We start from the raw sequence: 12,887 nt of genomic DNA, 5'->3' as shown, positions 1-12,887 counted from the left end.
TGGTGTTGCGCGGTGTTCGGGTGGCTCGTCGGGTGTTGCTGGCCGGTGGGTTGGCGGCCACGGCCGTGGGGGTGTCGGGGGTTCCGGTGTGGGCGTCGTCGCGGCGCGCGGCGCCGGAGATCGCCTCGACCTCGGAGTGGGGTGCGCGGGAGCCGAGCTCTCCGGTGCAGGTGCTCGACCAGCGGCCGGTGAAGATCGTGGTGCACCACACCGCGACGCCCAACAGCGAGGACACCTCGAAGGAGCACGCGGTGTCGCTGGCGCGGCAGATCCAGGACTTCCACATGGATTCCAACGGGTGGATCGACACCGGGCAGAACTTCACCAACTCGCGGGGCGGCTGGTTGTTGGAGGGGCGGCACAAGAGCCTGCCGGTGTTGACCGCGGGTGATCAGCACGTGCTGGGCGCGCACGCGGGTGAGCAGAACTCGGTGTCGCTGGGCATCGAGAACGAGGGCACCTACACGGATGCGGCGGTGCCGGACGCGCTGTGGGATTCGCTGGTGGAGTTGTGCTCGTACATGGTGGCCCAGTACGGCATCGAGCCGGGTGAGATCTACGGGCACCGGGACTTCATGGCCACCGAGTGCCCGGGTGAGGTGCTCTACGGGCGATTACCGGAGTTGCGGGAGGCGGTGGGTGCGGCCACGGGCAGGGCGGTGGTGCAGCCCGCAGTGTGGCCGCTGCTGAAGGCGGGTGCGGCGGGCCCGCGGGTGACGGCGTTGCAGTTGTTGTTGCGGGATCGGGGTGAGTCGGTGCCGGTGGACGGGGTGTTCGGCGGCCGCACGCAGCAGGTGGCGGGCCGGTTGGCCGGTGAGCTGGGTGCCGCGGGTGTGTCGTGTTCGGCGACGCGGGTGCCGGAGCCGGGGTTGTTCGGTGGTCGCGGGTGGGACGGTCTGGTGCCGGTGGTGGGCCCGGGTGCCTCCGGTGATGCGGTGCGCGCGGTGCAGGCGTTGTTGATCTCCGGTGGGCGTTACGTTCCGGCGGATGCGCGGTTCGCCGACCGGATGGTCTCGGCGGTGCGGGAGTTCCAGGCCGCGGCTGGGCTGGCGGTCAGCGGTGTGGTGGACCGGGCGACCTGGATGCGGTTGCTGGCCTGATCGGGGTTGTGGTGGGCGATGAGGAGGGGCCCGGTTCGCGGCCCTTCCTCGTCCCTACTGGGATGCGTAGAGCACGGCGCAGGTGATCAGCGGGGCGAGCAGGATCAGCGCGGTGGCGGCGATGTCGATGAGGATCATGGCTGGTTCCCGGGTCCTTCTCGGGTGGTGCGGCGGGCGCGGAGGCTGGTGGCGGTGACGGTGGCCAGCACGAGCGCGATGACCGCGAGGGAGGCCGCGGTGGGGATCTGCGGTACGGCGGGCCAGGTGCCGTGGGCCCAGTGCAGGACGAGCTTGGCGCCGATGAAGGCCAGGATGATCGCCAGGCCGTGGCTGAGGTGTTCGAGCTGGGTGAGCGTGGTGTGCAGGACGAAGTACAGGGCGCGCAGGCCCAGCAGGGCGAAGGCGTTGGTGGTGAAGACCAGGTAGGGGTCGTCGGTGACGCCGTAGACGGCGGGCACGGAGTCCACGGCGAAGACGATGTCGGTGGCGAACACGGCGACCACGACGACGGCCAGCGGGGTCAGGGTGGTGCGGCCGCTGTCGCGGACCAGCAGGCGGGTGCCGCGGTAGTCGTCGGTGATGGGCATGAGGCGGCGCAGCAGCCGCACGGAGCGCAGGTCGGCGACGTCGTGGGTGAAGCCGGTTCCGGTGATGGCCTCGCGGAGGATCTTGGCGGCGGTGGCCAGCAGGAGTGCGCCGAAGAGCAGGAACGCCCAGGTTCCGGTTTGCAGCAGGGCGGCTCCGGCGGCGATGAACACGCCGCGCAGGACGAGTGCGCCGATGATGCCGTAGAGCAGGACGCGTTGCTGGAGTTCGGGTGGGACGGCGAAGCCGGCGAGCAGCAGCATGAAGACGAACAGGTTGTCCACCGACAGGGATTTCTCGACGACGAAGCCGGTGATGAACTCCAGCGCGTGCTCGCCGCTGCTGGTGGCCCACAGCAGCAGGCCGAACAGCAGCGGCAGGGTGAGGTAGAACGCCGACCAGCCGATGGCTTCGCGCAGGTGCACCCGGTGCGGGTTGCGGGTGACGAGGAAGTCGGTGGTCAGCAGGGCGAGCAGGACGGCGATGCTGGTGGCCCACAGCCACGGGGTGCCGATGGAGGGGGTGGGCACGGGGTCTCCTCGAACTGGGTGGGTTCGAGGTCTCCTTCGCCCGGGGTGGGCGGCCGACCGGGAACACCTGCCGGGGTTGTTCGTCCTGACCGGCCGGGCCTTGGTGAAGTACTCCCCTCCTGGCCGAGTGTCGGGCAGTGCGGGCTGGTCTGCCCGTTCAGGTGGTGCGGGTGAAGCGCAGGGTGCGGATTTCGAAGGGGCGCAGCCGGATGTCGAGGGCGTCGGTGGTGGCGTCGGGTTCGGCCAGGGGGCGTTCGAGCAGGTCGGTGCGGGTGACGGCGGTGGCCGGGAAGGAGATGGTCAGGCGGGTGTGGGCGCGGCCGCCGCGGGATTCGTACAGGCGCACCACGAGGTCGCCGCTGCGGTCGTCGGCGAGCTTGACGGCTTCGACGACCACTGCGTCGTTGTCGACGGTGATCAGGGGCGCGACGGTGCGGGAGCCGCGGGTGGTGCGTTCGGGCAGGTTGAGCTGGTAGCCCTCGCGGACGGCGTCGCCGATGTCGGCTCCGGCGAGCAGGGCGTAGCGCAGGCGGTGGTGGCCGTGGTCGGTGTGCGGGTCGGGGAAGCGGGGTGCGCGCAGCAGGGACAGCCGCACGGTGGTGGTGGTGCCGTCGGGTCGGGTGTCGCGGGTGACGTCGTGACCGTAGGTGGAGTCGTTGAGCAGGGCGTGGCCGTAGCCGGGTTCGCCGACGTGCAGGTAGCGGTGGGCGCAGATCTCGAACTTGGCGGCGTCCCAGGAGGTGTTGGTGTGGGTGGGGCGCATGACGTGGCCGAACTGGGTTTCGGCGGCGGAGCGGTCGGCGTGGACGTCCAGGGGGAAGGCGGCTTTGAGGATCTTCTCGGTCTCGTGCCAGTCGATGTCGGTGGTGATGTCGACGCGGCGGGTGTGGGCGGGCAGGCTGATGTGCTGGGTGAGGGTGGAGCTGCCGAAGCTGCGGCGGATGTGGACGGTGTGCTCGTCGGTGGTGATCTCGTCGACGTCGGTGAGGTCGTGGACCTGGTGGCGGTAGAAGCCGTCGAGGTCCCAGGCGTCCCAGGCGTTGGGGTGGTCGGGGTGCAGTTGCAGCAGGTTGCCGGGGGCGGCGAGTGCTTCGCGTTCGGCGGCGTGGTCGTAGACCGAGGTCAGCAGGCCTCGGGTGTCGATGGTGGCGCGCAGCAGCCCGTTGTCGAGGGTGATGGTGCCGTCGGGGTGGCGGGTGGGGCTGGGCGGGGTGGGGTGTTCGACGGTGGCCGCGCCGAGGGCGGGCACGCCGTTGCGGGGGTGGGGTGCGGCGTTGAAGGTGATGGGGTGGGCGGGCGGGCCTGCCAGGGCTTGCTGGGCTTGGGTGGTGATGGCCTCGAGTTCGGCGGCCACTCGCCGGTAGGTGTCCTGGGCTTCGCGGTGGACCCAGGCGATGGACGAGCCGGGCAGGATGTCGTGGAACTGGTGCAGCAGGACCTGCTTCCACAGCCGGTCCAGGGCGTCGTGGGGGTAGTCGCGGCCGGTGGCGATGGTGGCGGTGGCGCACCACAGCTCGGCTTCGCGCAGGAGGTGTTCGCTGCGGCGGTTGCCCTGCTTGGTCTTGGCCTGGGAGGTGTAGGTGCCGCGGTGGAATTCCAGGTAGAGCTCGCCGGACCAGACGGCGGGGCCGGTGTGGTCGGTTTCGGCGGCGGTGAAGAACTCGGCGGGGGTGTCCAGGCGGACGCGCGGTGAGCCTTCCAGGTCGGCGGTGCGGGCGGCGCGGGCGAGCATGTCGCGGGTGGGTCCTCCCCCGCCGTCGCCGTGGCCGAAGGGCAGCAGGGAGCGGGTGGCGCGGCCGTGTTCGGCGAAGTTGCGCTGGGCGTGGGCGAGTTCGGCGCCGGTGATCTCGCTGTTGTAGGTGTCGGCGGGCGGGAAGTGGGTGAACACGCGGGTGCCGTCGATGCCTTCCCACCAGAAGGTGTGGTGCGGGAAGCGGTTGGTCTGGTTCCAGGAGATCTTCTGGGTGAGGAACCAGCGGGAGCCGGAGGCGGCGATGAGCTGCGGGAGCGCGGCGGAGTAGCCGAAGGAGTCGGGCAGCCAGACCTCTTGGGTGTCGATGCCGAATTCCTCGAGGTAGAAGCGTTTGCCGTGGATGAGCTGGCGGGCCATGGCCTCGCCGCCGGGCATGTTGGTGTCGGATTCGACCCACATGCCGCCGACCGGCACGAACTGTCCGGTGTGGACGAAGGTGCGGACGCGGTCGTAGAGCTGCGGGTGGTGCTGCTTGATCCAGGCCAGCTGCTGGGCCTGGGACATGGCGAAGTGGAAGTCGGGGTGGCTGGCCATCAGGGTGGTGACGTTGGCGACGGTGCGGGCGACCTTGCGGACGGTTTCGCGCAGGGGCCACAGCCAGGCGGAGTCGATGTGGGCGTGGCCGACGGCGGAGAGGGTGTGGGCGCTGGCGTGGGCGGGTTTGGCCAGCGCTTCGGCGAGTTCGGCGCGGGCGGCGGGTGCGGTGGCGGAGATGTGGTGCAGGTCGAGGCGGTCGAGCATGCGTTCCAGGGCGCGCAGGATCTCGTGGCGGCGGGGTGAGTCGGTGGGCAGTTCCCGCATCAGCTGGTCGAGGACTTCGGTGTCGTGGACCAGGTCGAAGACCTCTTGGTCGAGGACGGCGAGTTCGGCGCGGCGCAGCACGTACAGCGGCGGGCCGGGTTCGGTGGGGCGTTCGCCGAGGTCGGTGGGCTGGAAGCCGCGGAGGCCCAGGATGATGGGGTTGGCGGCGGCTTCGACGTAGTAGGTGCGGGTCTTGCCGGCGCTGTTGCGGCCCAGCGACAGGTGGGTGTTGCGGGGGTGCAGGCCTTTGACGGGGGTGCCGTCGGGGGTGTGGGCGAGGCCTTCGCACTGGAAGCCGGGGCGGTCGTCGTCGAAGCCGAGGTCGACGAGGAGTTCGGCGGTGCGGCCGTCCCAGTGCTCGGGGACGGTGGCGGTGATGCGGAACCAGCTGGTGCCCCACGCCGGTCCCCAGGGCTGGCCGACGGTGGTGGGCGTGTAGTCGGCGCGCAGGGCTTCGGTGACGTCGACGGGTTCGCCGGGCACGTGCCAGACTGCGATGTCGCAGGGGGCGGTGTCGCGGTGCTGGGCGGGGCGCAGTCGTTCGGCCAGGACGCGGTCGAGGCGTTGTTCGACGATGCGGCGGTCGTCGTGCATGGCTGCTCCCGGAGGGTTCGCGGGGTGTGATGCTGATCATGGTGGCACATCGGTGGGGTGGGTGGCACCGGCTCGCGCCGGGCGCGGTTGCCGGGCCGGTGGTGGGCTCGCATGCTGCGGGTGTCGGCCCGGTTGGCACGGAAAGGCGACTGTCATGGCGACCTGCGAAGTTTGCGGCAACGACTACTGGATGACCTTCGAGGTGCGCACCACCGGTGGTGGGGTGCACACCTTCGACAGCTTCGAGTGCGCCGCGCAGCGGTTGGCGCCGGTGTGCGAGCACTGCGGGTGCCGGATCCTCGGGCACGGGGTGGAGGCCAGCGGCCGGTTCTTCTGCTGCGCGCATTGCGCGCGCAAGTCGGATGTGGCGGTGGCCCAGGAGCTCCGGGACACCGTGGGCGCGCATCCGGGGTGATGACGCGGCGTCCGCACGACCCAACCCGCTTCACCCCATCGGGGGATGCACGAGCTGTTCGGATCTTCGTTACCAATACGTTATGAATTGCGTGAAACACCGGGACTACCTGCAACGACATGGCGGGTGAGACGGCCGTTTCCGGTCCGGTTCACGTCGGTTGTCGGGAACCGGATTTGACAACCGGCGACGAGTCGTCGATTAACCCTCTCGGAGTAGTGGAGGACGCCCCGATGGCAGGTCTGGTTCGCTGGCTGGGCAGCATGGCGCGCGAGATGGAGCGGGCTCGCACCGTGATGCGGCACCCGCAGTCGAGCGCTCAGCGCCAGCGCAACACGCGGGTCTGACACCCGCCCCGCCCGGTCCTGTCCGGGCGGCGTCGAGGCAGCAGGCTGGCGGCGCACGCGCCGCAAGCGCAATACCGGGGCACCGAGAACGACAACCGGGGCCTGTTGCCAGGACTTGCAAGCCTGGGGCCGTGACCACGAGGTCACGGCCCCAGTGCCGTTCTCCGGCCCTTTCGCCTCGCCGACGGGGTGGTTGCTAGTGTGCTGCCGACCGCGCGAGACGAGGAGGTGAGACCCATTTCCCCTGTGGCAGATCGGGTGCTCCCCTCCGGCCGAGCGCGTCGGTGATCGCGCTGGAGCGCCCCACCGGATCTTTGAAAGGCGCTCACGATTTCTTCGTCGTTCTCCCCTGATCTCGATGTGGTGGCCGCGTTGCGCGCGGCCGGGTGCGTCTTCGCCGAGGACGAGGCCGCGCTGCTGCAGCAGGCCGCCGGTGACCGCGGCGAGCTGGCCGAGCTGGTGCGCCAGCGCGTCACCGGGCTTCCGCTCGAACAGGTGCTGGGCTGGGCCCAGTTCTGCGGGCTGCGGATCTCGGTGGCGCCGGGGGTGTTCGTGCCCCGCCGCCGCACCGAGTTCCTCGCCGAGCAGGCCATCGCCCTGACCTCACCGGGTTCGGTGGTGGTGGAGCTGTGCTGCGGAGCCGGAGCGGTGGCCGCAGCGGTGCTGGCCGCGCGCCCGGACGTCGAGCTGCACGCCGCTGACGTCGACCCCGCCGCGGTGGCCTGTGCTGCGGCGAACCTGCCCGGTGCCGCCAGCGTCGCCCGGGGCGACCTGTACTTCGCGCTGCCCGCCCGGCTGCGGGGCCGGGTCGAGGTCCTGGTGGCCAACGCCCCCTACGTGCCCACCGGTGAGGTCGGGCTGATGCCCCCGGAGGCCCGACTGCACGAACCAGCGGTGGCGCTGGACGGCGGTGCTGACGGCCTGGCCGTCCAGCAGCGCGTGGCCGCCGACGCACCGCGGTGGCTGGCCCCCGGCGGAACCGTGCTGATCGAGACCAGCCGCCGCCAGGCCCCGCACACCGCCGAGCTGCTCACCGCCGCGGGACTGGTGTCGCGAGTGCTGCACTGCGAGGAGCGCGACGCCACCGTCGTGTCCGGGTCCGCACCGTCCTGAGTGGACCCGTTCAGCGGGCGGGCCACCCGGTGCGGGCGATGACCTCCTCGGCGGCCTGCTCGGCGGTGAGGAGGTCGGTGTCCACGCGCAGGTCCCCGACCTCGGCTCGCTCCAGCGCCTCGGCCTGCGCGGCAGCCGCCTCAGCCGCTTGGCGCAGCTGCGCGGCGGGAAGGCCGAGGAGCGGATCGCCGGGCTGCGGCCAGCTGCCGCCCTGCCCGCGCAGCATGATCCGGTGCGCGAGCTGCTCGGGTCCGGCGTGCAGTCGGCACACCGTGAACGTCGCCGCGGGCAGGGCCTCGCTGCAGGTCTTGATCGCGGTGTCGTCCTCGGCGGGGCCGGTGACGACCAGGTGGCGGGCACCGGCGGCGTGGTAGGTGTCCCAGACGGCGGCGAGGTTGGCGGCCTTGAGCCGGTGATCGCCGTTCGGGGCGCAGAAGGCGAGCTGGTCGAGGTCGGCGTAGGCCGCGGTGCGACCGGCCTGCAGGGTCTGCAGGTAGATCGCGAAGCCCGTGGCCGACTTGCCGACCCCGGGCGGCCCGCACAACCACAGCACCTCTCCCCCGGCACTGCTCGTGCGCTGCGGCGGTGCACCGGTGCGGGCGGGCAGGTGGCCGGGCCAGTTCCCGCAGCGCTGCCGGACCAGGGCGGCGGTCTCGGCGACGGTGCGGGCGGTGGTGTCCACGCACACCGCGGCCCGCACGCCCTCGTCGAGGGCGTCGGCTTCCCGCAGCACCTCGCCCACCTCGGCGTTGTGGCCCTGGCGGTGCCGGAATCGCCGGGTGAGCTCCTCGTGGTCGGCGCGCAGTCGGCACAGGACCAGCTCGGCCTGCGGGATGTCCCGCGCCGCCACGCCGCGCGCGGCGTCGACGACACCGGAGACGACCACGCACTGCGCACCGGCGGTCTGGAAGTGGGCCACCAGCGCGCGGAGGTTGGCGGTCTTCATCCGGTGCCGCCCCGGATCGCCCGCAGGTTCGGGGAAGCACATGCCCAGCTGGTCGATGTCGACGTAGCCGCTGGTGATCCCGGCCCGGGTGAGCTGGGTGTGGATCTGCCAGGCGACCGCGGTCTTGCCCACCCCGGGCGGCCCGCACAACCACAGCACGGGGATCGTCTGCTCGCTGCGCACGGGCGGGATTGTTCCGCCCGTGCCGCGGGGGTGTCGAACGGTTTTCCCGGTGGCGGGTCAGGTCTCGCCGAAGCGGCGCAGCTCGGGGTTGCGCAGCGCCACCCACGCGATGCCCGCCGCGCACAGCAGGCCGCCCGCGCAGGCGGCGATCGCCGCCGTGGTGGCTTCGGCGATCAGCCCGGCGCGGAAGTTGCCCAGTTCGGGGCCGGAGGCGCCGACGATGTGCTCCACGGCCGAGACCCGGCCGCGGTGGGAGTCGGGGGTGGCCAGCTGCACGATCGCCGCGCGGGTGATCACCGAGGTGGTGTCGGCGGCACCGGCGACGGCCAGGCACGCCAGCGCCGCCCACGGCGAGGGCACCAGCCCGAACCCGGCCAGCGCCAGCCCCCACACCGCCGCGGCGGCGAGCATGACCACGCCGGGTGTGCTGGCTCGGGTGATGGTGCCCGAGGCTGCGCCCGCGGTGATCCCGCCGACGGCCACGGCGGTGAACAGCAGCCCCAGGGTGCGCGGGTCCCCGCCGAAGCGCTGGTCGTTGATCAGCGGGAACAAGCCGACGGGCATGGCAAGCACGGTGGCCAGCACGTCGGTGAGCAGCGCCCCGCGCAGCACCGGGGTGGCGGCGATGAACCGCCAGCCGTGCCAGATCGCGCGGGGTCCGGGCCGGGTGGCCTGGCCGTCCGGGCGCATCGACGGCAGCCGCGCCACCCCGTGCAGCACGGCGGTGAAGGCCACCGCGTCGAGCAGGTAGCAGGCGCTGACCCCCCACCGCGCGACCAGCAGCCCGGCCAGCGCCGGTCCCAGCAGCATGGCGACCTGGAAGCTGAGGTTGACCAGCGCCACGCCCGCGCGGACCAGGTCGGTGGGCAGCAGGCGGGGCACGAAGGTCCGGCGGGCGGGCGCGCCCAGCCCGCTGCCGGCGGCGTTGAGGGCCACCAGCCCCAGCAGCACCCACTGCGACCTGAGGTCGGTCAGGCCGTGCACGGCCAGCAGCACCACCGCACTCAGCTGCACGGCGGTGGCGGTGAGCACCAGGGTGCGCCGGTCCAGCGCGTCGGCCAGGGTGCCGCCGATGAGCCCGACGGCGGTCATCGACAGCGCCTGGACCAGCCCGACCGCGCCGACCGCGACCGGGCTGGCGGTCAGCTGCCACATCTGGAACAGCACCGCGACCACGGTGAACTGCCCGCCCAGCGCGGAGATCACCCCGGCCCACCACAGGCGGCGGAAGGCGGGGCTGGCGCGCAGCGGCCGGGTGTCGAGCAGCCTCACGAGGGCGGGAGGTGGGCGGTGAGGCGGTCGCGGAACCGGCGCCGGGCCAGGGCCTGCTGCAGGTCGGCCACCGCTCGGCTGAGCGCGTAGGGGATTTCGGCGTCGAGGTCGCGCAGGGCCTGTTCGGTGGCCCGCCACTCGGCTTCCAGCAGCGGCAGGAGCTGCCGGGCCCGGTCGGTGAGGGTGATCTGGCGGGTGCGCGCGTCCGTCCCGGTCACCGAGCGCACCAGTCCTTCGCGGCGCAGCGAGGCCACGGTCTGGCTCATCGCCGAGTGGGTGACCTCCAGGGCGTCGGCGAGTTCGCGGATGCTCATGGCCCCGCGGTGGCCGAGCCGGATCAGGGGCCCGACGAACCGCAGTCGCACGCCGGTGATGCCGCGCTGGGCGTAGAACTGGTCGATCTCGTCGTCGAGGTCGTTCAGCAGTCGCCGCAGCGGCCGCCAGACGCTGGCTTGTGCGGTGGGATCGTGCGGCACCGCCCCAACGTAACAGCGCTTGTACAAGCACTGTTACGTCTTTTCGGGGCGGGTTGGGCTACTGGCCCAGGGCGGTGCGGTGCTTGCGGGCCAGCTGGGTGTAGTGCTCGGCGGAGAGCTTGAGCGCGTCCCGCTCCTGGGCGGTCAGCTCGCGGCGGACCTTGGCGGGGGTGCCCGCGACCATCGATCCGGGCGGCACCTCGGTTCCCTCCAGCACCACCGCCCCGGCGGCCACCAGCGATCCGGCGCCGATGCGGGCGCCGTTGAGCACCACCGCGCCCATCCCGATCAGGCAGCCCTCCTCCACGGTGCAGCCGTGCAGGACCGCCTTGTGGCCGACGGTGACCCCGGCGGCGATCTGGGCGGGGAAACCGGGGTCGGCGTGCACCACGCAGCCGTCCTGGATGTTGCTGGACTCCCCGACGCTGATGTTCTCCATGTCGCCGCGCAGCACCGCGTTGTACCAGACGCTGGATGCCGCGGCCAGCCGCACGCGCCCGATCAGCGCCGCGCCCGGGGCCACGAACGCCTCCGGGTCGAGCTGCGGGCTGATGCCGTCGACGGCGAGGGTGGTGGGGCCTGGGTTCACGTGTCCTCCTGTGCTTGTCGTTGCCGCCGCAGCCACTGCAGCGCCTCGTCGGTGTGTCCGTCCACTTTGGTCTCGATGCCGTCGAGGAAGGTGCGGTCGCCGTGGGCGGCGAGCTCGGCCAGCACCGCCTCGGGGTCCCCGGCGTCGATGATCTCCAGCAGCCGCTGGTGGCGGGCCACGTCCTGGCCCAGGCTCTCCCGGTCCTGGCGGGCCTTGCGGTTGAGCGCCATGGACAGCATCAGCTGCAGCTGCAGCGACCGGTAGGCCTCCTCCAGCCGCTGGTGGCCGGACAGGCCGACCACCGCGACGTGGAAGGCGAAGGAGCACTCCAGGAACTGCGCCTGGTCGCCGATCTCGGCGGCCTCGCTCATCCGCTGCAGCGCCTGCTGGCAGCGCCGCATCCGCGCCGCCTCGCGCACCGGCACGCCCAGCCGCACCGCCAGGTGCTCGAACTCCGCGCGCAGCGTGCAGATCTCGTAGATGTCGTGCAGCGTCAGCGGGGTCACGATCACGCCCTTGCGGGGCACCTGCCGCACCAGGCCCTCGCGTTCGAGCACCCGCAGCGCTTCGCGCAGCGGCGGGCGGCTGATGCCCAGTTCGCGGGTCAGCCGGTTCTCCACGATGCGCTGCCCGCACAGCAGATCACCGCCGATGATCATGCGGCGCAGGGTCGTGGCGGCCAGTTCCACCAGGCTGGGCGGGCCGACGATGCTGGGGGCGCGCACCGCCGGGGTGTTGTCAACGGATCCGGTCACGACCGGCAGTGTCTCCTTCCGGCGCCGGGCAGCGGGTGGTCTTCGCGGGCGGCTGGTCCACCCGGAGCAACCTCGGTGAGCAAGCTTGTCAGCTCCGATCTGACTGCTGTAGACAAAATTCAGTGATGCCGATCACGGTACCCGGTTTCCTCCCGGACCTCATGGAGCCGCGCATGACTGCCTCCCCCGCTTCCGGTCCGCTCCCGCTGCACGGGGTGCGAGTGCTGGAGATCGGCGCGTTCATGGCCGCGCCGTTCGCGACGATGCAACTGGCCGACCTCGGCGCCGACGTCATCAAGGTGGAAAACCCCGCCGGGGGTGACCCGGTGCGCCAGACCGGGCCGTTCCTGGCCGAGCACAGCTCCCCGTTCCTGCGGCTCAACCGCAACAAGCGATCGGTGGCGCTGGACCTCAAGACCGACGAGGGCCGCACGCTGCTGCAGCGGCTGCTCGACGACACCGACGTGCTGGTGGAGAACCTGCGGCCCGGCGCGCTGGCCGCCCTGGGCTTCGGCTACGAAGCCGTGCACGCCCGCAACCCCCGCCTGGTCTACGTCTCGGCCTCCGGGTGGGGCCAGGACGGGCCGCTGGCCGACCAGCCCGGCCTGGACATCATGGCGCAGGCCCGCGCCGGGCTGATGAGCATCACCGGCCACCCCGGCGGACCGCCCACCAAGGTCGGGGTGCCGATGTGCGACCTGGTGTGCGGCCTGTACGCCGCGATGGGCGCGATGGCCGCGCTGCGCACCCGCGAGCACACCGGCCAAGGCCAGCACGTCGACGTGTCCCTGCTGGAAGCCGGGGTGTCGTTCGCGGTGTGGGAGGCGGGCACCTACTTCGCCACCGGCGAGGTGGGCCGCGCGCACGGTTCGGCCCACCAGAACAGCGCCCCCTACCAAGCGCTGCGCAGCAAGGACGGGTGGGTGACCGTCGGGGCCACCACCACCAAGACCTGGCCCGCGTTCTGCCGCGCGCTGGGGCTGACCGGCCTGCTCGACGACGACCGCTACCGCAACTCCTACGACCGCTACCAGCACCGAGACAGCCTCATCCCGGCCATCGAGGAGACCACCGCGCAGCGCACCACCGCCGAGATCGTCGACGCGCTCACCACAGCTGGGGTGCCGTGCGCGCCGATCGCCACCACCGATGAGGTGTTCACCGACGACCACCTGGCGCAGCGGGACTTCTTCTGGGACGCCCCGCACCCCGAGCTCGGGGCGGTGCGCCAGATCGGCTCGCCGGTGCGGCTGTCGGACACCCCGCCGCGGCGCGAGAACGCCGGACCGGCTCTGGGCGCCCACACCCTGGAGGTGCTCGCCGAAGCGGGCCTGGCCGCCGAGGAGCTGGGGCGGCTGCGCGAGAGCGGGATCATCGCCACCGGCGAATGACCCCACCCCCTTCTTTTTCCGCGACGCGAGCTCAAGG

General features: G+C 72.1%; 11 protein-coding genes. 4 read left to right on the top strand and 7 right to left on the bottom strand.

Features of this window, described 5'->3' with window-relative positions:
- Nucleotides 1–20: 20 nt before the first annotated feature.
- A complete protein-coding gene (locus F1721_RS11185) occupies nucleotides 21–1,100 on the top strand; it encodes a peptidoglycan recognition protein family protein (protein ID WP_246154678.1) in 1,080 nt (359 codons plus the stop codon).
- 134 nt (nucleotides 1,101–1,234) lie between these two features.
- On the opposite strand, the gene F1721_RS11180 is transcribed toward F1721_RS11185, so the two are convergent.
- Together F1721_RS11180 and F1721_RS35315 are read right to left on the bottom strand one after the other, a co-directional pair.
- Nucleotides 1,235–2,215 (bottom strand): TerC/Alx family metal homeostasis membrane protein, encoded by a 981-nt coding sequence (locus F1721_RS11180; RefSeq protein WP_150066562.1) that lies wholly within the window; start codon nucleotides 2,213–2,215, stop codon nucleotides 1,235–1,237.
- Nucleotides 2,216–2,372: 157 nt separating this feature from the next.
- Nucleotides 2,373–5,363 (bottom strand): alpha-mannosidase, encoded by a 2,991-nt coding sequence (locus F1721_RS35315; RefSeq protein WP_150066561.1) that lies wholly within the window; start codon nucleotides 5,361–5,363, stop codon nucleotides 2,373–2,375.
- A 154-nt stretch (nucleotides 5,364–5,517) separates the two neighbouring features.
- Between F1721_RS35315 and F1721_RS11170 the strand changes: the two genes are divergently transcribed.
- Together F1721_RS11170 and F1721_RS11165 are read left to right on the top strand one after the other, a co-directional pair.
- Nucleotides 5,518–5,778, top strand: coding sequence for a Prokaryotic metallothionein (locus F1721_RS11170; protein ID WP_150066560.1), 261 nt, complete (start codon nucleotides 5,518–5,520; stop codon nucleotides 5,776–5,778).
- A gap of 707 nt (nucleotides 5,779–6,485) precedes the next feature.
- Nucleotides 6,486–7,238: a putative protein N(5)-glutamine methyltransferase gene (locus F1721_RS11165; protein ID WP_150066559.1), complete on the top strand. Its 753-nt coding sequence runs from the start codon at nucleotides 6,486–6,488 to the stop codon at nucleotides 7,236–7,238.
- 10 nt (nucleotides 7,239–7,248) lie between these two features.
- On the opposite strand, the gene F1721_RS11160 is transcribed toward F1721_RS11165, so the two are convergent.
- The 5 genes from F1721_RS11160 to F1721_RS11140 are packed head-to-tail and all read right to left on the bottom strand — an operon-like array spanning nucleotide 7,249 to nucleotide 11,459.
- Nucleotides 7,249–8,367 (bottom strand): AAA family ATPase, encoded by a 1,119-nt coding sequence (locus tag F1721_RS11160; protein WP_211840425.1) that lies wholly within the window; start codon nucleotides 8,365–8,367, stop codon nucleotides 7,249–7,251.
- Nucleotides 8,368–8,424: 57 nt separating this feature from the next.
- Entirely contained in the window at nucleotides 8,425–9,639 is a 1,215-nt protein-coding gene (locus F1721_RS11155; RefSeq protein ID WP_150066558.1) for an MFS transporter, read from the bottom strand.
- Nucleotides 9,636–10,115, bottom strand: coding sequence for a MarR family winged helix-turn-helix transcriptional regulator (locus F1721_RS11150; protein ID WP_150066557.1), 480 nt, complete (start codon nucleotides 10,113–10,115; stop codon nucleotides 9,636–9,638). Before F1721_RS11150 ends, F1721_RS11155 begins: the two co-directional genes overlap by 4 nt.
- 58 nt (nucleotides 10,116–10,173) lie before the next feature.
- Nucleotides 10,174–10,704: a gamma carbonic anhydrase family protein gene (locus tag F1721_RS11145; RefSeq protein WP_150066556.1), complete on the bottom strand. Its 531-nt coding sequence runs from the start codon at nucleotides 10,702–10,704 to the stop codon at nucleotides 10,174–10,176.
- The gene (locus F1721_RS11140) at nucleotides 10,701–11,459 is read right to left on the bottom strand and encodes a GntR family transcriptional regulator (RefSeq protein WP_246154669.1); all 759 of its coding nucleotides are present in this window, start codon (nucleotides 11,457–11,459) and stop codon (nucleotides 10,701–10,703) included. The genes F1721_RS11145 and F1721_RS11140 overlap by 4 nt, the downstream gene beginning before the upstream one ends.
- A 173-nt stretch (nucleotides 11,460–11,632) precedes the next feature.
- Here F1721_RS11140 and F1721_RS11135 point away from each other — a divergent pair, with 173 nt between their 5' ends.
- Complete coding sequence (locus F1721_RS11135; RefSeq protein WP_150066554.1) at nucleotides 11,633–12,850, top strand: CaiB/BaiF CoA transferase family protein; 1,218 nt, start codon at nucleotides 11,633–11,635, stop codon at nucleotides 12,848–12,850.
- The last annotated feature ends 37 nt before the right edge of the window (nucleotides 12,851–12,887 follow it).

Origin of the sequence: Saccharopolyspora hirsuta (genome assembly GCF_008630535.1) — a bacterium.
In the GTDB taxonomy this organism is placed as follows: domain Bacteria; phylum Actinomycetota; class Actinomycetes; order Mycobacteriales; family Pseudonocardiaceae; genus Saccharopolyspora; species Saccharopolyspora hirsuta.
The sequence above is the reverse complement of the archived record's forward strand: the minus strand, read 5'-3'. Positions and strand labels throughout refer to the sequence as shown.